Source organism: Thiothrix nivea DSM 5205, assembly GCF_000260135.1.
GTDB classification, from domain to species: domain Bacteria; phylum Pseudomonadota; class Gammaproteobacteria; order Thiotrichales; family Thiotrichaceae; genus Thiothrix; species Thiothrix nivea.
Genome location: NZ_JH651384.1, coordinates 496312 through 516200, shown reverse-complemented (window position 1 = coordinate 516200; position 19889 = coordinate 496312). Strand labels below are relative to the sequence as shown.

Genomic DNA, 19889 nt, shown 5'->3' with positions numbered 1-19889 from the left:
GAAAATAGTTTTGTGAAAGTTGTTTTCAGCAATTAAAAGCCAAAAATGCTCAGATTGGCGTTAACGGTACGGGTAGGGCAGTTACCACGGAACATTTCCCACTCGTCACAGCGTTTGCCGCTGGGGAGGATACAGTCGGCCTTTTCCCCTTCGGGCGTCTGCCGTACTTCCAGCCTGCCGTTATTCTGGAGGCAATTCTGGGAAGCGGGGTTGGCGGCGCGGGCGGCGTTGGGGTCGTTAGTCATCGGCGTTTTGGTGGTGCTGGTGCAGGCTCCCAGCAACAGGGCGGCGGTCATGATGAAGCCCATGGTCAATTTCATGTAAGTCTCCGTAAAGTGGTTCAACTGGCGCAACGGATGCATAGGGTAGCATAAGGCAAGGCTTCCAGACGCGCCGGGCTGATGTCTTCGCCGCATTGGGCGCAAACGCTGTATTCGCCGGATTCAATGCGCTTGAGGGCAGCGCGTACCTGTTTGAGTTCGAGGCGGGTTTCTTCCTGCAAGTTCCGTAACACGTCTTCATTTTCACGCTCGGTTACTTGTTCGGCGGAATCGGCACTGTGCTGGCTGCTGAGGTCGGAGCTGACGCCTTCCAGCCGGTTGGACAACACTCTCTCCAGTTCTGTCAGCTGTTGATGCTTTTCTTCGTACATGTTTCTGTTCTCATCGCCTATAGTCAGGAGTTTATCATAGCGTATTGCCGGAATTCCGGCATGATGTAGCGCAAAGGGAGGGAAGCTAAATGCGCAAACTGGTCGCGGTAACGATTGTAAGTATCCTGACGGGCTGTTCCGGCGGGCATAATCTGGATTCACCCATCAAGACCTGCAAGGCGGTCACGGCAGTGCTGGCCGGGGATAAAAGTGTGGTCTGGCACGGCGAGCAGCAGACCGAGCAGAAGGGTGTGCGGTTACAGGTGACGCTGGATTTCTCGCTGGCAGACCAGCCGCAGGGGCAGGTTTCCCAAGCGGTTTGCATCTATGGCCTAAGCAGCCAGGATATGGATTACCGCAACGCGATGGGCGAATACGCCAACACCCCCAACCAGATGCTGATCAATGGGCAGGCGATCCCCAGCAACGATCTGGTGCAGGCGGTCAACCGCGCGACGGCCAACACTGCGCAGGAAATTGGCCAGGAGGTGCTGCAAAAGATCAACGGGCAAAAGTGATGCTGGCTGTCAGGCCGGGGTGGTTGTCCTGTAACTGGACTTCCGCCCCGTGCAGGTCAGCCACCGCTTTCACCAGGCTCAGGCCGAGGCCGTTGCCGGGCGTGCTGCGGGCGTTGTCCAGCCGGGTGAATCGCTTGAAGACTTGCCCGTGCTTATCTGGCGGGATGCCGGGGCCGTTGTCGGCGACGCTGATGAGGATGTGCCCGTTCAGTGCGCTGGCGTTGAGGTTGATATGGCCGCCTGCCGGTGTGTATTTGACCGCATTGTCCAGCAGGTTGGTGATGGCTTGCGCCAGTAACTGGCGGTGGCCGTGGATGTGCAGCCCCGGTTCGGCGTGATAGGTCAGGGTGATGTCTTCTTCTTCCGCCACCGCTGTATACAAATCGGCAAGCTCTTCTGCCAGTGCGCCCAAATCCACTTCCGCCCAGTCCTTGCGTTGCTGGGCGGATTCGATTTGCGCAATGCTGAGCAGGGCATTGAAGGTGCGGATCAGGTCATCCACTTCCACGATGGTGTCCTGCACCAGTTGTGGGTAGTCGTTCTGGTCATTGGGGTGGTATTGGGTGGCTTCCAGACGGTTGCGCAGGCGGTTGAGCGGGTTGCGCAGGTCGTGGGCAAGGTTGTCGGTGACTTCGCGCATACTTTGCATCAGTTGCTCGGTACGTGCCAGCATGGTGTTGAGCACACGGCTGAGGCTGTCGAATTCATCGTTGCGGCTGGTGACGGGCATCCGCCGTGACAGGTCGCCGCTGATGATGTCGTTGGCGGTCTGGCTGACGGCGTTGATACGGCGCTGCACGTTGTAACCCATGAAACTGCCGCCCGCCAGCGCCAGGGTGAAAATGATGGCGCTAGCTGCCAGCACGGTCTGCAACAGGCGGTCGAGCAGGGTATGCTGTTCCTTGAGGTCAGTAACGACCAGCAACTGGTAGCCGCCGGGCAGGATGGTAAGCATCAGGCGGGCGGGTTCGTCGTGGCCTTTTTCGCCAATGACATGGCTGAGGGGCAGGGTGGTCACCACCTGGGTGGGGTTCTGGCTGATGGCTTCAAAGTCGATGTCCTTGGTCAAGTCCAGCTGGCTGCGGTGTACCAGCCGGGAAATGAGGTAGCGGGAACCGTTTTCGCTGTTGCGCACGCGGATGGCGTCGATCAGCCCTTCCACCGCCATGTTGCGGTACAGGTTGAGCAGGGCGTCGGTTTCCAGTTGCAGGCGGTCGTCGGTCTGCTGCTGCATTTGCCCCTTGGCCATGCGGTAAATGAAACCCAGCGCCCCGGCGGCGACGATGCTGAAGATCAGCGCGTACACCAGCGACAGGCGGAAAGCCGAGGTGTTAAACAGCTTCCGGGTCATGCAGCAAGTACCCTGCGCCACGGATGGTGTGTAGCAGCGGTGTGTCGAAGTCCTTGTCGATCTTGCTGCGCAGGCGGCTGACATGCACGTCGATGACGTTGGTTTGCGGGTCGAAATGGTAATCCCAGACTTTTTCCAGCAGCATGGTGCGGGTCACGACCTGACCGGCATGGCGCATCAGGTATTCCAGCAGGTTGAATTCGCGCGGTTGCAGCGGGATGTTGACACCGTTACGGGTGACGCGGCGTTTCAACAAATCCATTTCCAGGTCGCGTACTTTGAGGGTGGTTTGTTCCTGCGCGGGTTGGGCGCGGCGCAACAGGGCTTGCAAACGCGCCAGCAGTTCACTGAAGGCGTAGGGTTTCACCAGATAGTCATCGCCACCGGCACGCAAGCCTTCCACCCTGCTATCCACATCGCCGAGCGCACTGAGGATCAGCACCGGCGTCTGCATCCCTTGTAGGCGCAGGGTCTGGATGATGGAAAGGCCATCACGCCGGGGCAGCATCCGGTCGACAATCAGGGCGTCGTAGTGGCTGCCTTGCGCCAGGTTCAGCCCGGTCTCGCCATCGGCGGCATGGTCAACCACATAGCCGCTTTCTATCAAGCCTTTCTGGATGAAACTGGCGGTTTGCTGGTCATCTTCAACAATCAGGATATTCATGCTTTACAAGCATAATGCAGTCTGCGGATTTGGGAAGTGACGGATTGTTAATATTGAAAAGCAAACCGCAACATGAACATTCCGTAACTTCCCTGCAACCCCCCGGTAAGGTTAACGCAGGCACAATGTCAGCCATGAGTGAACTTTTTCATAGGAGATTCCCGATGCGTCAAAAGAAACTGGCTCTGGTAGCAGGTTTGCTGATGTCTTCCGTCGTGGTACTAGGTAGCCTTTCAGCCATGGCTGAAGTGCCTGTGCCGCCTGCCCCGCCAGCGTCAGCCCCGCCTGCGCCCACAGCGGCTACTCCGGTCACCGCGCCTGCCCCTGCTGTGGCAGCGGGTTCCCTGCCGGAATTGACCACCCTGATCAAGCAAAATAGCGCAGCAGTGGTGAACATCAGTGTGGAAGGCAAAAGCAGCAAAGGGCTAGGCGGTCTGCCGGGTGGTTTGCCGCCGGAACTGGAACGGTTTTTCCGTGGCCTGCCGGACATGGAAGAGCACGAAACCCAGGCAAGCGGTTCCGGTTTCATCGTTTCCCCTGACGGTTACGTGATCACCAATGCGCATGTAGTGGAAGATGCCAAATCCATCAAGGTCGGCCTGAATGACCGGCGTGAACTGCCAGCGGAGGTTGTTGGCGTCGACAAGCTCAGCGACATTGCCCTGCTGAAAATCAAGGCTGATAACTTGCCGGTGGTGCAATTGGGTGATTCCGACAGGCTGGAAGTGGGGCAGTGGGTAGTTGCCATCGGCGCACCGTTCGGCCTCGACCACAGCGCTACCCAAGGCATTGTTAGCGCCCTGTCGCGCAGCCTGCCGGACGGCACATATGTACCCTTCATCCAGACTGACGTGGCGGTTAACCCCGGCAATTCCGGTGGCCCCCTGTTCGACCTCGGTGGGCGCGTGGTGGGCGTGAATTCGCAGATTTACAGCCGCAGCGGCGGCTACATGGGCATTTCCTTCGCCATTCCGGTTAATGTGGTCAAAAACGTAATCGACCAGCTCAAGACTAGCGGCCAGGTCAGCCGTGGCTGGCTGGGCGTGGAAATCCAGGACATGGATCAGGCGTTGGCCAGTTCCTTTAACCTCGGCCAACCGGATGGCGCGCTGGTCGCCAGTGTGCAGCCGGGAAGCCCGGCGGACAAGGCCGGTGTCCAGGCGGGTGACATTATTACCGGATTTGGCAGCGGCGCAGTGAAATCCGCCTCGGATCTGCCGTTGTTGGTCGGCAATACTCCGGTTGGCACTCAGGTTCCAATCAAAGTCTTGCGCGCCGGGTCGGAAAAGTCCCTAGATGTCACCATCGCCAAGCTGGAAGACAAGGATGGCGACAGCCCCAAACTGGCCGCTGCGCAAGGTGAAAGCGGGATGCTCGGCCTCGCGGTCAGCACCCTGTCGGCCAGCAACCTCAAAGATCGCAAGCTGGATAACGGCGTGCTGATCCAGGAGGTGCTGACGGGTAGCGCGGCGGAAAAAGCCGGGTTGGCGGCAGGTGACGTCATCGTTTCCGTCAATAACCAGGCGATCAGGACGCCCGAAGAACTCAAGTCGGTGGTACAGGCCGCCCCCGCGGACAAACCCTTGGCCATGCTGGTGATGCAAGAGGAACATATGCGTTTCCTCGCTGTCACTAAATAGTAAGCGCAACAAGTTTTCTTGGCACACTCCAAGCACCTTTCCCCCGTCAGCGGATACGCAACCTGGCGGGGGATTTTTTTTACGGGTGCTGCCGGTTATCTGAAGATTATGGAAGCTTATGATGCCGACAGAGGACAACGCCTGTGTACCCCTGCAATATGGCAGTATCGTTTTTTGAGGAAGCCCACCATGCCAGACGATACCGAAATGTACTTGCCCGATAGCGAAGAAGTGGCTGCGGAAGTTAACGAGACTGAAGAGTCCAGTCATTATCCCGATAATGATGAAGCAGAAGCCCATGCCCAGGATGCCCCTGTTCAGCCGGTAGAAAAGCCAGCCTCCTCCAACAGCATCGTCCTTTCTTCTGCACTGACAGTCTATCGTGAACTGGTATCCCAGCTCGAAATCAACAAGCAAACCCTGAACACCCGCAGGCATGAGCTGGCCGACATCCGCCAGAAAATTCGTGACCTCTCCACTGAAGCCAAGCGTGAACCCCGGCTGGAAGACGACAGCAACAGTCAGGATCTGCACACCAGCAAGGTTGCCGTGCAACACGACGACTGTGGCAGCATCATTTCCTACGCAGAGCAGGTGCGGCGTAGTATCTACGACAATGCCGCGCAGGCCGAGGAACTGATTTCCCCAATGGCGCAGAGTGTTGAACTGCTGAAACTGCGCGTCCGGCATATCCGCCTGCTGGAGGAATTGCTGGCTACCCAGGAAACCGGTTTACGGCTGGAAATCCAGCAACGCAATGCCGATGCCTGTATCTGGCAGCTTGCCGACATCCTCAAGGTCTGACGCGCCTATGCCCGCACGCTTTGTGGGTGGCGGATCAGGTTGTCAGGGTCATACTTGCGCTTGAGCGTTTGTAACCGCGCATAGCTTTTGCCGTAATAGGCTGTCTCCCAGTTGGGAATTTCCACATCCGGGTAATTGCGGTAGTGCGCCCGGATGCCGCCCTTGGTAAGCATTCCCTGAATCTCACGCACGGTTTGCTCGGCAGTCGCCGTCTGGGCAGGTTTGTCGTAATAGGTTTGCAGTTCACCCAGATAAGCCAGGGTGCGGTGCGGGTAGGCCGCTGTCGCCTCCAATGCCGGGTTGCTGATTTCCCCGCCCAAGGTGTTGATCTGCAAAATAGTATTCACTTTGGCGTTGGCAATTTTTTGGCAAATGGCTGGCAGCATGGCTTTCAGATCCTTGAACCCTGTGTAATAACCGGCGGAAACGTTCTTGAAATACATTGGGTCTGTCCCGCCCCGGAAACGCTGGATACCGGGCAGGAAGGCATCCTTGCGCAGGGGCGTTACCTCGGTTGCGCCAGTTTTGAGTTTGTCGAGGATAGTGTTCAGTGCAGTGCCGGGAGCCGTATCCGTCACCAGTACTGTCAGGTGTTTACCGTTCAGCACCCACGAAGAATACGCGGTTTTCGGCAAACCCGGCATCAGTCCAAACCAGCGTTCCGCCAGTTGGGTCGCTTGCTCCGGGCTGAGGTTACGGTATTTGAAACGGGCGCTGTGGAAAAACGGTGGGGCAGGGTGGGTCTTGAACTCCAGCTCGGTGATGATGCCGAAATTGCCGTTACCGCCGCCTTTGCACGCCCACAGCAGGTCAGGTTCGTTGCTGGAATCGTGCACTTGTCCCTTGCCATCCACCATCCGTACCCGTTGCAGGCTGTCGCAGGTCAGGCCGAACTGGCGGGCGAAGAAACCGTAACCGCCGCCCAGCGTTAGCCCGGCTACCCCCACCCCTGCGCAGGAACCCGCCGGGATCAGACGCCCGAACCGGTTGAGGTATTCATACACCCCACCCAGTTTTGCGCCCGGCTGGATGGTTAGTAGTTTGCTGGTCTTGTTGTAAATCGGTTTGTTCATGCCCGACATGTCCACCATCAGGCTGCCTTCCATGACAGAAAAGCCCTCAAAACTATGCCCGCCGCTTTTGACCGTGATGGGCAGTTTGGTTTTGCTGGCGTAGGCAACGGCTTCCTGTACACCTTTTTCATTGCTGCAAACCGCGATCACCTTGGGCATGGCGGTGATGCGCTTGTTGAAAATCTGCCGGTGTTTGGCGTATTCGGCATCGTTACGCAGCAGGAAGTGCACATTGTTGGTGGAAAGAGGTGTGTTGACAGTACTGTTTGCAGGTGACGTGCCAGGTGTTGAAGTAGCAGTTGGCGCAGATGTGAAAACATTGTCAGCCTGACAAGCGGGCAGACCAGCGGCGAGTAGTAGGGATTCCAGCAGGAATTTGCGGCGGCTGTGATCGGTTGGTTTTAGCATGTTGTTTTGTCTCCCTCGGTGTTTTATCGAGTGTAGACGATTTTCTTATAATGCGGTTTTTACAATACGCCGCTGCGCTTGATGTCGAGGTAGTGGTTAATCAGGTTAACCGACAGTTCCGGCGGTGGCACGTCCAGGCAGCGGATGCCCACCGCCCTGATCCGTTCCAGCGTGGCTTCCCGCGTTCCCAGATAATGCTGCACCGCCGCTTTGTGTAGCGCATCTTCCAAATTATCCACCGGCTCTTCCAGCGCCTGATCAATCGCTTGCTCCCGCATACTCGCCAACAACACCAGATGGCGCTTGCGCAACAGGTGCAGGGCGGGTAACAGGTCGTCGAGGTCTTCATCCCGCAGGTTGGTCAGCAGGATCACCAGCGCGCGCTTTTTCTGCCGCACCAGCAATTCGGTGGCGGCCTGCGCGTAATCAGGTGCTTGCGGGGTTGGCTGCAAGTCATACAGCGCATTCAGCATGTGCTGCACATTGTGTTGCCCCTTGTGTGCCGGTAGCCAGCGGTTTGCGCCGCCGAAACTGCCCATGCCTACCGCGTCACCCTGCCGCAGCGCCACGTAGGTCAACAGCAGCATCGCATTCAGGGTGTGGTCGAAGTGGGAAAGCGCATCATCTTTCGCCATCATGCGGTGGCCGCAGTCCAGCAGGAACACAATCTCCTGGTCGCGTTCGTCTTGGTATTCGCGCGAAATGGGTTTGTGCATCCGCGCGGTGGCTTTCCAGTCGATCTGGCGTAAGCTATCGCCCGCGCGGTATTCACGTAGCTGGTGGAAATCCTGCCCCTCACCCCGGCGGCGTTTTTTCAGGATGCCGATATGGCTGAGGTGATGGTCTGTCGCCATCAGCGCGTACTGGGCTACAGCGGCAAAATTGGGGTAGACGCGGGTTTCAGATGCCACCGGCAGTTTCAGGTCATGCAGCCACAGTTGCCACGGTGACAGCACCCGCACTTGCACGCAGGGGAAATGCAGCCTGCCGCGTTCGGTAGCGGTGACTTCGTAAAGCGGCTCGGCAAACTTGCCCGCTTCCAGCCCCAACCTTAGCGGAAAACCGCTGACGCTCAATTGCTGCGGGAAATGGTCAAAGACCTGCACGCTCAACAGGCGCTTGCCGTCATTGTGCAGCCGCAGCCGCACGGTGCGTTTTACCCCCAGCGGCAGGGAATGTGGCACGAAACGTTCGGCACGTGGGGCTGGTTCCGTCGCTACCAGCAACATATCCGCGAACGCCAGCAGCAGGCTTACCCCGACCGTGACATACCACAGGCCGATCAGGTCGGGGAACAAGCTGGCCAGCAGTGCGACAGCGGCGTTCGCGCCAACCAGTTGGAAGCTGCGGCGGGCGGGCAGGATCATGTGCGTGGCGCTTCGGTCTTTTCCAGTACGCTGGCCAGCAGGTGGTCGGCTGTGTAGCCTTCCAGTTCCATTTCCGGCGCAAGCGAAACCCGGTGGCGCAATACCGGCAGGCACACCTGCTTGATGTCATCCGGCTGCACGAAATCACGCCCCGCCAGCAGCGCATTGGCGCGGGCAGCACGTACTAGCGCGATACTGCCACGTGGCCCCGCGCCGAAGCGCAAGCCTTGCCACTGGCGGGTAGCGCGGGTGATGCGCACGGCATAATCCAGCACCGCCACATCCACAGCAATGCTGGCGGCGACCTGCTGCATGGCCAGTACCTGTTCGGGTGATGCCAGCGCTTGCAGTTTGTCGAGTTTGAAGCGGTCGCCCACTTGTTGGTCGGTGACAACCGTAACCATTTCCGCCTCTTCCGCCAGTTCCGGGTAGCCGATGAAAATTTTCAGCAGGAAACGGTCCAGCTGGGCTTCCGGCAAGGGGTAAGTGCCTTCCTGCTCGATCGGGTTCTGGGTCGCCAGCGTCATGAAGGGCAGGGGAACCGGGAAGGATTTGCCTTCGATGGTCACCTGCTGTTCCTGCATCACTTCCAGCAGGGCGGACTGGGTTTTGGCCGGGGCGCGGTTGATTTCATCCGCCAGCAACAGGTGGGTGAACACCGGCCCCTTGCGCACGTTGAAACTCTGGTTCTGCATGTCAAACAGCACATGGCCGCTGATGTCGGCGGGCATCAGGTCAGGGGTGAACTGGATGCGCGCAAACTGCCCGCTGATGGTTGTGGCCAGCGCCCGCACCAGTAAGGTCTTGCCGAGGCCGGGAACGCCTTCGATCAGCACGTGCCCGCCCGCCAGCAGGGCGATCAGGGTTTCATTCACCACCCGTTTCTGCCCGATCAGTGCTTTGCCGATTTCGTGGCGTATGCTGCCAGCCAGGCTGCTGGCCTGTTCAAGCGTCAGGCTTGTGGTTGTCATGTTGTTTCCTTGTGGTGGGGTAAAGTTGTTCGACGGATGCGGCGAAAGCGTCGTATTGCGCATCGCCGTGTTTTTGCTGGCGTCGCCACATGAACAGGCCGCTGGCGTGGATGTGTTCCAGAATGCGGCGGCGTCCTGCAGGTGGGGTGGGGATCAAGGGGCCAAAACGCGGGCTGAAGGCGAGGATGGTCAGCGGGATGAAAGCCGCCAGCGTCAGCACCAGAGCCCAGGCGTGTTGCCAGAGTAGTTGCCATAGCGGCGGCATGTCGTCCATGTGTACCAGCCACACCGCGCGGGGTGCATCGCGTAGGCTGTGTATCATGTGCCAGAGAAATTCGGCGTGGTCGTAATCCTCCAGCGCGGGGTTTTCGATGAAGTCGAGGTTGGCAACCAGTGTCACCAGACCTGCGCCGTGTTCCAGTTCCAGCAGCCATGCCGAATCCTGGTAGCGTTGCGGGTAGGCGTCTGTATCGGTTACGAGTGTGTAGAAAAACTCCGGCTCGACTTCCAGCGCGTATCCCATGCTGGAGAGTTCTGCCTCCAGTGGCAGGTCGTCGTCTTCCGGGATGATGTGTTTGCCCAGCGTGATGCCCAGGGCGGTTTGCAGGGCGTCGTTGACGGGTTCGGGGATAGCGTCGTCATCTGCGGTTTCATCATTGCTATCGTCATACAGGGTTTCGCCGTTTGGGGTACGGGCGCGGGTGATCAGGTGACCGCCGCGTTCTACCCAGGCCAGCAGTTCGTCGATTTTCTGCTGTGAAAGGGTGTAGCGCTGGGTGTCGATGAGCAGCACGGTGTCGGTATCGGTGGGCAGCTCACGTAGGCCATCCTTGCGTTCGGTAGGGATGCCCATGTGTTTGAGGAAAAGGCGGGCGGCGAATAGCTGGTTGGTTTTGGCTTCACCGCGAAAACCGACATGCTCGTCGACCTCCTTCAATTCAAAGGTTTGCAGGAACCACAGCGCTATTGCTGCGGTGGCTAACACGGTAAAGACGCTGAGGAGGATGTTTTGCAGTTTCATGCAGCCACCTCGTCCATCATGGGCGGAGCAGTGAAATGTTGCGACCAGCCATCGAACAGGGATTCTGCCAGGGCATTGGCGGGTGGGCGGTGGGCGTAGGCAATTTCCTGCCAGGCATGGGTAACGGTGGCCAGCCAGGCCATGCGTTCGCCACCAAGATGCCCGCGTGCCAGTTGCAGGATGTCACCTTCGGTGTGGCTGGCTTGCACCGGCAAGCGGTCATGGCGGGTCAGACGCATCAGTGCGCCCCGGTACAGCAGGCTGAGGGCTTCGCGCGGCTGGCCGTTTTCCCACAGGTGGCGGCTGGTTGCGGCAATGTCATCCGGCAGCGATTCGGGGCGGATGTCCATACCAAACAGGATGTCAGGCGGGGCAGTGCCTGGCAGTTTGCGCCGTACCGGTTTCAGCAGGGCAAAGATACGCTGGCGGTGGAAAAAAGCGCTGAATGTCAGTGCCACGAGCGCGATCCACAGCAGTATTTTCAGGAACCCGGCGAACAGCACTTGCAGGGATTCGAGCCATTCGGCGGTGGGTTCCTGCCCCATTTCAGGCTGTTGGCGCGGCATCCACGCCTTGCGCGTGTATACGCTGGAAAGTTCTTCAACCTGCATGACTTCGTTGATCTGTTTGGCAGATTCACCGGCAGGCAGGCGTTGCGGCGACAGGTATTCGCTCTCCGTTTTTGCCACTGCCAACGCGGGGGCTGGATGTATCAGGAAAATCCCCAGTCCCAGGATCAGCAACAGTATGGGCAGTGTCCGCTCCAGCTTGCCGAGCCGTTCCCCCAGGCTGCGGAAAGCGAGCTCGATGTCCCAGGCTTCCAGTTGGGTGCGGCGGTTCAGGTACAGGCTGAAACTGGCCGCGAGATAGAGCGGTTCCACCACCCACACGGTCAGGGTGTACAGCAGCAGGTAAATGAGATTGCCCCAGTATTGGGCATCACGATCCAGGGGGTCGATAAAACTGCTGAGGATGTAATTCCAGGCACCGTCGGTAGGGTCGAAAATAATGATCAGCGCATACAGGCTGAACATCAGCACATATTCCAGATGCACGCAGGCAACCATCAGCCATACCGCTTGCGTATGGGTTTGCAGGTGCAACAGGTTCTGGCGTTCCTTGCGCGGTTTACCGCGCAGTTGTTCCAGTTGCCAGATGGGCAGGTTGAAGCCGCGCGACAGGGAAAAACGCCGCCAGGTCAGTGCACTGAACAGGCCACTATTACGCAACAGCCCCGGTATGGCGTTGAAAATTTCTGCGGTGGCCAGGTGCTGGTTGAACATCTGATGGCTGAGAATGTGTAATAGTACCCTGTCATACAGCGGCTTGAACCACCACACCACCAGCGGGGCAAAATTGTGGTAATCGGCGGGGGTCAGCACCCAGGCCAGCAGGGCAACGCTGAGCAATACCACGCTCCAGGCCGGAAAAATCCAGCGGGCGTTATGCTGTACCAGCGCAAAGCCAAGGTCGACGGCTTCCCACGGCGAACGCAAGCGGATATTGGCGGTGATGTCGTCAAGCTTCATCGCTTTGGCTCCGCTCAGCGGCCAGCTCACCACGCCCCAACAGGGTGAAATAGCCAATTACCAGCACCCACAAGCCGATGCCGACCACGTATTTCACCGTGACCGGAATCCATGCCTGTGATGACCAGAACGCTTCCACAAACGCCGCCATGATGAACAGGGTGGCGGAACCGTAGACAATGCCAATAGCCTGTTGCGCATTGTCGCGCAAGGCCAGCAGGCGTGACTTGCGCCCCGGCATGATCAGCGCTTGCGCCAGCTTGAAGCCCGCCGCGCCCGATAGCATGATGGCGGTCAGCTCGAAAGCACTATGCCCGGCCACAAACCCCCAAAAGGTTTCGATATAACCGATCTGGGTCAAATGCCCGGCCACCGCACCAATCGCCAGCCCGTTGTAGAGCAGGAAAAACAGGCTGCCCAACCCATATAGTAGGCCGCCCGCGAATACCTGAAAACCAATTCCGGTGTTGTTCTTGATGTAATACCCGAACATCATCACATCGCTGTCAGCCTCGCGTTCACGCCCGAAGCGGGAAGTACGCTCCGGGTCATACATGTCTTCCATGCCCGCCACCTGTTCGCCGCTGATCACCGAATACACCAGCTCCGGCTCGATCTGGATAGCGGCCAGAATGGTGAAGAAACTACCGAAGAACAACGCCCCGGCCAGCAACATCGCCACCCATTCCCGCCGCACCAACCGGGGCAGGTCGCGCAGATAGAACGTGACGAAACGGTGCGCAAAATGCAGCCGCGAGGTATACAGCCGGTTATGCCCGCGCATCACCAGTTCATTCAGTTGCCCGATCAGTAGCGGGCTGTACATGCGTGACTGTGCCAGTGCCAGATGGTGGCAGAGCTGGCGGTAGGTGCGCGGGAAGTCCAGTGGCGGTTCCTGCAAGCCTTCGCGTTTGCGTTGCTGTTTGGGGGTTTGCTGATAGTCCAGCCAGGCTGCGAGCTGATCCCACAGCGGTTGGTACTGGCGGATGAACTGTTCCTGTTTCATGCCTTGCCGCCTCCGCTCAGCCAACTGGCGATGCCGTGCAGCCAGCGGGTTGCGTTTTCCTGTTGCGCCACCAAGGGGCCGGTCATGCGGGCGAGTTCTTCCTGCCGTGCCGCCGCCAGCGTGTTGCTACGCTGGGAAAACAGCATGATGGCCTGTTGCTCGGGCAGGGTGAGCGTTACCTCCGGGCGTATCGGGTTGGCTTCGGCTATAGGGATATGGCCGTTGTGGCGGGTCTTGTGCAGTACCACTGTGTCGGCTGCCAGATCGCCAAGACGCTGGAACCGGCGGTTTAGCAACATACTGATGAAGCCAAAACCGTAGAACAGCGGCAGGAAATCCACCACCCGCAGCAGGTTGCGCACGATGGAGGCGGAAGGCGTTACCGGGCTGGCATCCGATTGCGCCACGTAGATGTCGAGCATCTTCTTGCCCGGCGTCTGCCCCTGTTGGCGCAGCTCGAAATACACCGGGTAAAACCATTCCAGCAGGAACGTGAGGATCAGTGCAATGCCGACGCCCATCCGCCCCAACCCCCCCAGGGCTGCGAACAGGCCCGCGCTGATCAGGGAACGCAGCAGCAAATCCACCATCCACGCCAGCAGACGCGGAACCGGCCCGGCGGGGGAAAGCTGCAAAGCAATGCCCTCGGGCGTATTGACGGTGTAGGTAGTGTCCAGTCTCATGCAGGCGTGCCAAACCCTTTATGCTTGGATGTGTTTGTATAATTTTCCACAGAGGATGAAGACCAATGGCAAATATGTCAACCGCAAAGCGACCAGCCTGCACCGAAGTGACAGGCGATCTGCTATATTCCAGCCCATGCCAGACATCCAGACCTTGTACGACAGTACCGACGAATTCGGCCCCATCACCGTCACCGACGATGGGGAGTGCCGGATCTTGTCGTTCGCCCCCAACGACGAGCAGAGTCGCTGCCTAAAAGCCGTACCGTATGTGCTGCAATTCGAGTACACCCAAGCGATGTTGCTGGTGCTGCTGTTCTGCCAGCCAAGAAGGGTACTGATTCTGGGCGTAGGTGGCGGCAGTCTGGTCACCGCGCTGCACCACATGATCCCCGGCATCCGCATCACGGCGGTGGAACTGCGCCAGAGCGTAATTGATGTCGCCTACCGCTTCTTCCAGATGCCGCGTGGCAAGCGGATAGAACTGGTGTGTGCAAACGCAGACCAGTACCTGTGCGCCGAACAGCCGCACACGCAGGATGTGGTGTTTGCCGACCTGTATCACGGCACGGGCGTGGATGAGGTACAACTGAAAGCTGATTTCATCGCCCGCTGTGCAGCGAGCCTCAAGGAGGAGGGCTGGTTGGTGTTGAACTGCTGGAACGAACACCGCGAAGATGCTGCGTTGCGTAATGCCTTGCGGGAACATTTCGCCGACATCCGCACTGTCCTGACCAGTAGCCGCAACTGGGTGATATTGGCAGGCAGGAAGCCAAGTTGGCATACCAATAGTGAGATGAAGGAAAACGCCTTTCAGCTCACCAGCGCACTGGGGTATCCTCTGACCCGGCATCTGGCGCGAATGCGGGCGCTGGGTGAGTAGGTGGGAGGTAGCTTACTCGCCGTTAGCGAGCGTTTCTTTTGCCATGCTGACCAGTTCGATCAGGGAACTGGCGTGCATCTTTTCCATCATGTGGCTGCGGTGGAATTCAACCGTCTTGATACTGACCCCGAGTCTGGCGGCAATTTCCTTGTTGGAATGGTTGTCAATAACAAGGTTCATGACTTCACGCTCACGGTCAGTCAGATTGGCAATGCGCGCCTGGATAGTCGCCAGACGGATGCGTGCCTGCTGATTGGAATTATCCAGTGCCAGCGCTTCATGCACATAATCGAGCAGCACCTGATCCTCAAACGGCTTTTCCAGAAAATACATCGCGCCTGCCTGCATTGCCCGCACCGCCATCGGGATGTCGCCATGGCCGGTGATGAAAATGATGGGCAGGGAGTGCTTCTGTTTGGTCAGGAACTGTTGTAGTTGCAGGCCGCTCATGCCGGGCATCCGCACATCCAGGATCAGGCAGCCGACCATGTGCATGGTGTAAAACTTGAGGAATTCCTCGGCAGACCCGAAAGTCGCCACGTTCAGGCGCATTGACTCCAGTAGCCAGCGCAGGGAGTCGCGTACAGCAGGGTCATCATCAACTATGAATACAGTCGGCTGGTAATTCATTTCCGGACGGTTCCTCTGAGTGGTAAGGTGAAACTGAACGTTGCGCCTTTGGTATCGTTATTGTGTGCCTCAAGCTTACCACCATGGACTTCGATAATGGAACTGCTGATTGGCAAGCCCATGCCCATACCGTTTTTCTTGCTGGTATAAAATGGGCGAAAAATGTTCTGGGCGTAATCAGGCGGAAGGCCAGGGCCTTCATCAATGACTGATACCCTGACGGCATATTTGTCAACTGCTTCGGTAACTATTTGCAATGAACCCAACCCATCAGGAGAAGCTTCCTGCATGGCATCCAGCGCGTTCAGGATCATGTTGACCAGTACCTGTTCAATCTGGATTTTGTTTACATTGACAGGTGGCAGCAGAGGGCTCAGTTTCCTGACCAGCGTGACCTGCTTGAATTGCTCGGTGGTGTCCAGCAGGTGCAGGGTTTCCTCCACGATAGTGTTGATGTCGTAGTCGTGCCATTCGGTATCCTGATCCTTGCGGGTGAAATCCTTGGCGAAACGGAGGATCTCGCCTGCGCGGCGCACCTGTGTGCCGACCAGTTGCATGACATCGGTGATCTCAGCCATGCTGCACTGATCGTTTTTCATGCGCAACTCGCAGCCACGGATGTAGTTGGAAATGGCTGACAGCGGCTGGTTGAGTTCGTGCGCAATGCCGGAGGCCATTTCCCCCAAGGTATTCAGGCGCATGATGTGGGCTAGCTCCTGCTGGCGTTCCGACAATAACTCTTGTGCCAGTTTACGGTCGGTGTGGTCGACGATGATCGACATGATACGCAGCTCATCGTTGTCCAGATGAATCAGTACCGGGCGGCTTTCCAGCCAGCGGGTATTGCCCTTGAAGGTCTTTACCTTGATTTCGCGGCTGCTGAGTTCACCGGTGGTATTAACGCTGTTGATGCATTCCTCCACCACTGGCAGGTATTCGGGGAACACAAAATCACGCATGGAACGGCCTACCAACTGCTGGGTGCTGCAGGCCTCCATGATTTCCGGGCCAGCCGGGTTGACTTCCAGGATGGTTCCGTCCAACCCGCAGATATTGATCCAGTTGGGCTGGCTCTGGAAGATGGTGTCGAGTTTGGCGCGCTCGATTTCCAAGCGCTCTTCCGCCCATTTGCGTTCCTCGATTTCGTGCAGCAGGCGGTCGTTAGAGGACTTGAGTTGCTGGTTGGTGGCCTCAACCTCGCTGCTTTTGACGTTCAGTTCCTGATTGACGGTGCGCAGCTCTTCGTTGGTGGATTGCAACTCTTCATTGGAGGTCTGCAATTCTTCGCTGGAGGTGTACAGCTCTTCGTTGGTGGACTGGGCCTCCTCGTAGGTGGATTGCAGTTCCTCGTTGGACGTTTCCAGCTCCTCGATAGTGGTTTGCAGGCTTTCGCGAACTTCGCGCAACTCTTCTTCCAGCTCCTTGATGCGCAGGGCGTCGCTGACCTGAATGGCATCCTGTTCGCTGCTGAGGGGAATGTCACTGGCGGGCAAAACGTCAAAAATGACTACGCTGACTTCTTGTTCGGTCATTTTACCGGCGGAGAAGTGGCGAGTACGCATCACGATCCGCACGGCTTCGCCATCCAGCTTGAAGTTGATGCGGCGACTGCTGACCACCTCATCGCTGCGCCGCGACTTGTACAATAAACCGCGTAGATCCTGACGCAGTTCTGCCTTGATCAGTTCCAGCACGCTGAGGGCGGCGCGCCCTTCGGAGAACCCTAGGAAGGGGTCGACATTGCCGCGCACGAAGATGATTTCCTGCCGGTCGTCCAGCATGACGCAAGCAGGTTGGTACATATTGACCAGCAGCTTGTCGATGGTGTCATTTAATTTGGCGCGTGGTTTGTCACGGTTGTTATTGTTGTACTGGTTTCGTTGCTCACGTAGCGGGCGGCTGTGCAGCAAATAGGGTAGGTGACCTTTAACATCGCCACGCCGCCGGTAAATGCGTGCCTTGCGGTCGACGGCGACAAACAGGCGGTCACTGCCGCTGATGGTTTCGGATTTGCCCAGCAGCATGATGCCGTTTTGCTCCAACCCGTAGTGGAAGGATTCCAGTACATTGCGTTGCAGATTTTGATTGAAGTAAATCAGAACGTTGCGGCATGAAACCAGGTTCAGGTGAGAAAATGGCGGGTCACGCACCAGATCATGTCGGGCGAATAGCACCATGTTGCGGATGGCCTGGGTAAGCTGGTATTCACCGTCTTTCTGGATGAAATATTTGTCCAGAATGCGCTGCTCGATGCCGGTGACTGCTGCTTTGGAATAGCGTGCCTGACGGGCAATTGCCAGTACACCGTCGTACAGGTCAGTGCCGAAAATTTGCACCTTAGGGGATTTCCCTGAAAGATTCCCCCGCAATGGCTACACTTGTCTTATCGACAAGCGGAGTTCCTATCCCCATGCCCCCCGAACCCCAAACAGCTAACCCGATCCTGAGTGAATCCCAGATAGCCGACCTGAAACTGGCGGCCTCGAAAATGTCTGGCAGCACCCGCCGTGCGTTCCAGGCGGACATGAGCCGGAAATATTGTGCAGGCAACGCCCGCCAGACTGAAAGGTGTTTTGGCTGGGGTCGGGAGGGGGTGCAGTTGGGTTTGGAGGAACAGCGCAGCGGCATGGTTTGCGTGGGTGCGCAGGCGGCGTATTGTGGCCAGAAGCGCTGGGAGGAAACCCAGCCGGAAGCGGCAGCCGCCTTGCTGGCGCTGGCGGAAGCACATAGCCAGCAAGACCCGACATTCCGCAGCAGCATCGCCTACACCCGCCTGACGGCGGCGGAAGCCATCCGGCAGTTACAGGCCATGGGTTTCAGCGGTGGACAAGTGCCCGCCCCCAGCACCATGGCGCGGATACTCAACCGGAATGGCTACCGCCTGCGCAAGGTGGAGAAAGCCAAGCCGCAAAAAAAATTCCAGAAACCGACGCCATCTTCGCCAATATCCAGGCCAACGATGGGCAGTTTGCCGATGGGGCGGTCAAACGCCTGAGCATGGACTGCAAGGCGACCGTCAACATCGGTGACTACTCACGGGGCGGGAAAACTCGGGGTGACAATAAAGCCGCAGACCATGAGATGGGCTGCAAAGAGAAATACATCCCTTTTGGCGTACTGGATGAGGACAGTGGGCAGGTTTACCTGACCTTCGGCAGTTCCAGCAAAACCAGTGACTTCATCGTGGATTCCCTGTGCCGGGTATGGGAACAGATGCCTTCTGCTGACAAGGACGCCTGCCAGTGCATCCAGATCAAAGCGGACAATGGCCCGGAAAGCAGCGGGATCAGGACGCAATTCCTCAAGCGCATGGTGGAATTCGCCAACCATACCGGTAAGACAGTCCACCTGCTGTACTACCCGCCTTACCACAGCAAGTACAACCCGATTGAACGCTGCTGGGGGATTCTGGAACAACACTGGAACGGCACCCAGCTCAAGGATGCCGAAACCCTGCTGGAATGGGCAAAAACCATGACCTGGAAAGGCATCAACCCCATGGTCGAATTCAGCCACAAGGTTTATGAGAAGGGTGTGACCCTCAGCAAAAAAGCTATGGAGGCTGTTGAGGCGAGGCTGGAAAGAAATGCTGCTTTACCAAAATGGGACATTCTGATTCGCCCTGTTTTTGGGTAATGTCTTTGAGGTAAATCACCTTATAACGGGCAATGCGGTTACCGAGGTATTCCGCCAGCAGGATGGCAATGGAGTAGGCTTCTTCGCCGGTAGCACACCCGGCTACCCAGACGCGGATATCGTTACCGCTTTGTGGCACGACATCTTCCAGCACCCGGCGTAATGCCTGGAAAGCGTCCGGGTCACGGAAAAAGCTGGTGACCGAAATCAGGATGTCATTGTGCAGCTCGTACAGTTCCTCCGGCTTGTCCTTCAGGAACTTGCAGTATTCACCCAGTTGCTTGTACTTGTGGACAGTCATGCGCCGTTCAATACGCCGCAGCAAGGTATTGCGCTTGTAATCACGGAAGTCGCTGCCAGTCTGTTCCAGCAACAGGCGCAGGATTTCCTGAATGTCATCTTCGCTGGGTTCCGCTTTGCGGGCTAGCAGGAAGGAACTGTCCGGTTCCTCCAGCAGGTCGTGGATTTGCTTGGCGATGTCTTCGGGTGGCAAGGCCAGATCCACATGGCCGGTGCTGATGGCGGCGTGGGGCATACTTTCAAAGCGCGCGGTGGATTCCAGTTGTGCGATGGTGATGCCGCCTTCCGCCTTGATGGCACGGATGCCGTGCGAGCCGTCAAAACCAGTGCCAGACAGGACGATGCCGATGGCATGCCGCCCGTGGTTTTCAGCCAGCGAGGCAAACAGGCGGTCAACCGACGGCTTGGGGCCGATGCCGGTGGCTTTTTCCAGGCGGATGCGGCCTTTTGCGTAGAAAGCGTCCATTGCGGGTGGGATGATGTAAAACATCCCGGCTTCCAGCTGCTGGTCATGTTCCAGTTCCTTGACCGGCAGGTTGGTGTCGCGCGCCAGGATAGGAACCAACATGCTGCTGTGCTTGGGGTCAAGGTGTTGCGCCAGGATGTAAACGACCCGGTCGTTGATGGGCAGGTTGGGCACCAACGCCCGCAGGGCTTCCAGCCCACCGGCAGACGCGCCAATCCCCACGATGATCAGATGGGGGGCTTCATCTTGTTTGGCAAGCTCGGTCAGTTCGTTATCACTCGTCATGA

Annotated in this window: 18 protein-coding genes and 1 pseudogene; 5 read left to right on the top strand and 14 right to left on the bottom strand. The window is 57.8% G+C overall.

Going from position 1 to position 19889, the window contains the following annotated elements; genetic code table 11:
- Positions 1-32 precede the first annotated feature (32 nt).
- Both THINI_RS02665 and THINI_RS02660 read right to left on the bottom strand, forming a co-directional pair.
- Positions 33-320, bottom strand: coding sequence for a putative hemolysin (locus tag THINI_RS02665; protein ID WP_002707119.1), 288 nt, complete (start codon positions 318-320; stop codon positions 33-35).
- Between the two features lie 20 nt (positions 321-340).
- Complete coding sequence (locus THINI_RS02660; RefSeq protein ID WP_002707118.1) at positions 341-652, bottom strand: TraR/DksA family transcriptional regulator; 312 nt, start codon at positions 650-652, stop codon at positions 341-343.
- 89 nt (positions 653-741) lie between these two features.
- Between THINI_RS02660 and THINI_RS02655 the strand changes: the two genes are divergently transcribed.
- Entirely contained in the window at positions 742-1170 is a 429-nt protein-coding gene (locus tag THINI_RS02655) for a hypothetical protein (RefSeq protein ID WP_002707117.1), read from the top strand.
- Here THINI_RS02655 and THINI_RS02650 read toward each other — a convergent pair.
- On the bottom strand, positions 1154-2521 hold the full coding sequence (locus THINI_RS02650; protein WP_002707116.1) for a sensor histidine kinase: 1368 nt from the start codon (positions 2519-2521) through the stop codon (positions 1154-1156). The genes THINI_RS02655 and THINI_RS02650 overlap by 17 nt on opposite strands.
- A complete protein-coding gene (locus THINI_RS02645; protein WP_002707115.1) occupies positions 2502-3185 on the bottom strand; it encodes a response regulator transcription factor in 684 nt (227 codons plus the stop codon). The genes THINI_RS02650 and THINI_RS02645 overlap by 20 nt, the downstream gene beginning before the upstream one ends.
- Before the next feature lie 164 nt (positions 3186-3349).
- Between THINI_RS02645 and THINI_RS02640 the strand changes: the two genes are divergently transcribed.
- Together THINI_RS02640 and THINI_RS02635 are read left to right on the top strand one after the other, a co-directional pair.
- A complete protein-coding gene (locus THINI_RS02640; RefSeq protein WP_002707114.1) occupies positions 3350-4825 on the top strand; it encodes a Do family serine endopeptidase in 1476 nt (491 codons plus the stop codon).
- A 189-nt stretch (positions 4826-5014) separates the two neighbouring features.
- Entirely contained in the window at positions 5015-5629 is a 615-nt protein-coding gene (locus tag THINI_RS02635; protein WP_002707113.1) for a hypothetical protein, read from the top strand.
- Positions 5630-5634: 5 nt separating this feature from the next.
- Here THINI_RS02635 and THINI_RS02630 read toward each other — a convergent pair whose 3' ends face one another.
- Genes THINI_RS02630 through THINI_RS02600 form a run of 7 tightly spaced genes read right to left on the bottom strand, consistent with a single transcriptional unit; the run spans position 5635 to position 13687 of the window.
- Positions 5635-7110 carry an FAD-binding oxidoreductase gene (locus THINI_RS02630; RefSeq protein WP_002707112.1) on the bottom strand — a complete coding sequence of 492 codons (1476 nt, stop codon included), beginning with the start codon at positions 7108-7110 and terminating at the stop codon, positions 5635-5637.
- Between the two features lie 59 nt (positions 7111-7169).
- Entirely contained in the window at positions 7170-8477 is a 1308-nt protein-coding gene (locus THINI_RS02625; protein ID WP_002707111.1) for a DUF58 domain-containing protein, read from the bottom strand.
- Entirely contained in the window at positions 8474-9448 is a 975-nt protein-coding gene (locus THINI_RS02620; RefSeq protein WP_002707110.1) for an AAA family ATPase, read from the bottom strand. The genes THINI_RS02625 and THINI_RS02620 overlap by 4 nt, the downstream gene beginning before the upstream one ends.
- Positions 9423-10469, bottom strand: coding sequence for a DUF4350 domain-containing protein (locus THINI_RS02615; RefSeq protein ID WP_002707109.1), 1047 nt, complete (start codon positions 10467-10469; stop codon positions 9423-9425). Before THINI_RS02615 ends, THINI_RS02620 begins: the two co-directional genes overlap by 26 nt.
- Positions 10466-11998, bottom strand: a complete 1533-nt coding sequence (locus THINI_RS02610; protein ID WP_002707108.1) for a DUF4129 domain-containing protein — start codon at positions 11996-11998, stop codon at positions 10466-10468. Before THINI_RS02610 ends, THINI_RS02615 begins: the two co-directional genes overlap by 4 nt.
- Positions 11988-13004 carry a stage II sporulation protein M gene (locus THINI_RS02605; RefSeq protein WP_002707107.1) on the bottom strand — a complete coding sequence of 339 codons (1017 nt, stop codon included), beginning with the start codon at positions 13002-13004 and terminating at the stop codon, positions 11988-11990. Before THINI_RS02605 ends, THINI_RS02610 begins: the two co-directional genes overlap by 11 nt.
- A complete protein-coding gene (locus THINI_RS02600) occupies positions 13001-13687 on the bottom strand; it encodes an RDD family protein (RefSeq protein WP_002707106.1) in 687 nt (228 codons plus the stop codon). Before THINI_RS02600 ends, THINI_RS02605 begins: the two co-directional genes overlap by 4 nt.
- A gap of 136 nt (positions 13688-13823) precedes the next feature.
- Here THINI_RS02600 and THINI_RS02595 point away from each other — a divergent pair, with 136 nt between their 5' ends.
- The gene (locus tag THINI_RS02595; RefSeq protein WP_040839916.1) at positions 13824-14570 is read left to right on the top strand and encodes a spermidine synthase; all 747 of its coding nucleotides are present in this window, start codon (positions 13824-13826) and stop codon (positions 14568-14570) included.
- Between the two features lie 12 nt (positions 14571-14582).
- On the opposite strand, the gene THINI_RS02590 is transcribed toward THINI_RS02595, so the two are convergent.
- Complete coding sequence (locus THINI_RS02590) at positions 14583-15200, bottom strand: response regulator transcription factor (RefSeq protein WP_002707104.1); 618 nt, start codon at positions 15198-15200, stop codon at positions 14583-14585.
- Positions 15197-17536 carry a CheR family methyltransferase gene (locus THINI_RS02585; protein WP_040839020.1) on the bottom strand — a complete coding sequence of 780 codons (2340 nt, stop codon included), beginning with the start codon at positions 17534-17536 and terminating at the stop codon, positions 15197-15199. The genes THINI_RS02590 and THINI_RS02585 overlap by 4 nt, the downstream gene beginning before the upstream one ends.
- 32 nt (positions 17537-17568) lie before the next feature.
- Here THINI_RS02585 and THINI_RS27145 point away from each other — a divergent pair.
- Positions 17569-18836 (top strand): annotated as a pseudogene (locus THINI_RS27145) (ISAzo13 family transposase).
- Here THINI_RS27145 and THINI_RS02570 read toward each other — a convergent pair.
- The gene (locus THINI_RS02570; protein WP_050987986.1) at positions 18754-19887 is read right to left on the bottom strand and encodes a chemotaxis protein CheB; all 1134 of its coding nucleotides are present in this window, start codon (positions 19885-19887) and stop codon (positions 18754-18756) included. The pseudogene THINI_RS27145 and the gene THINI_RS02570 sit on opposite strands and share 83 nt — an antisense overlap.
- Positions 19888-19889: the final 2 nt, after the last annotated feature.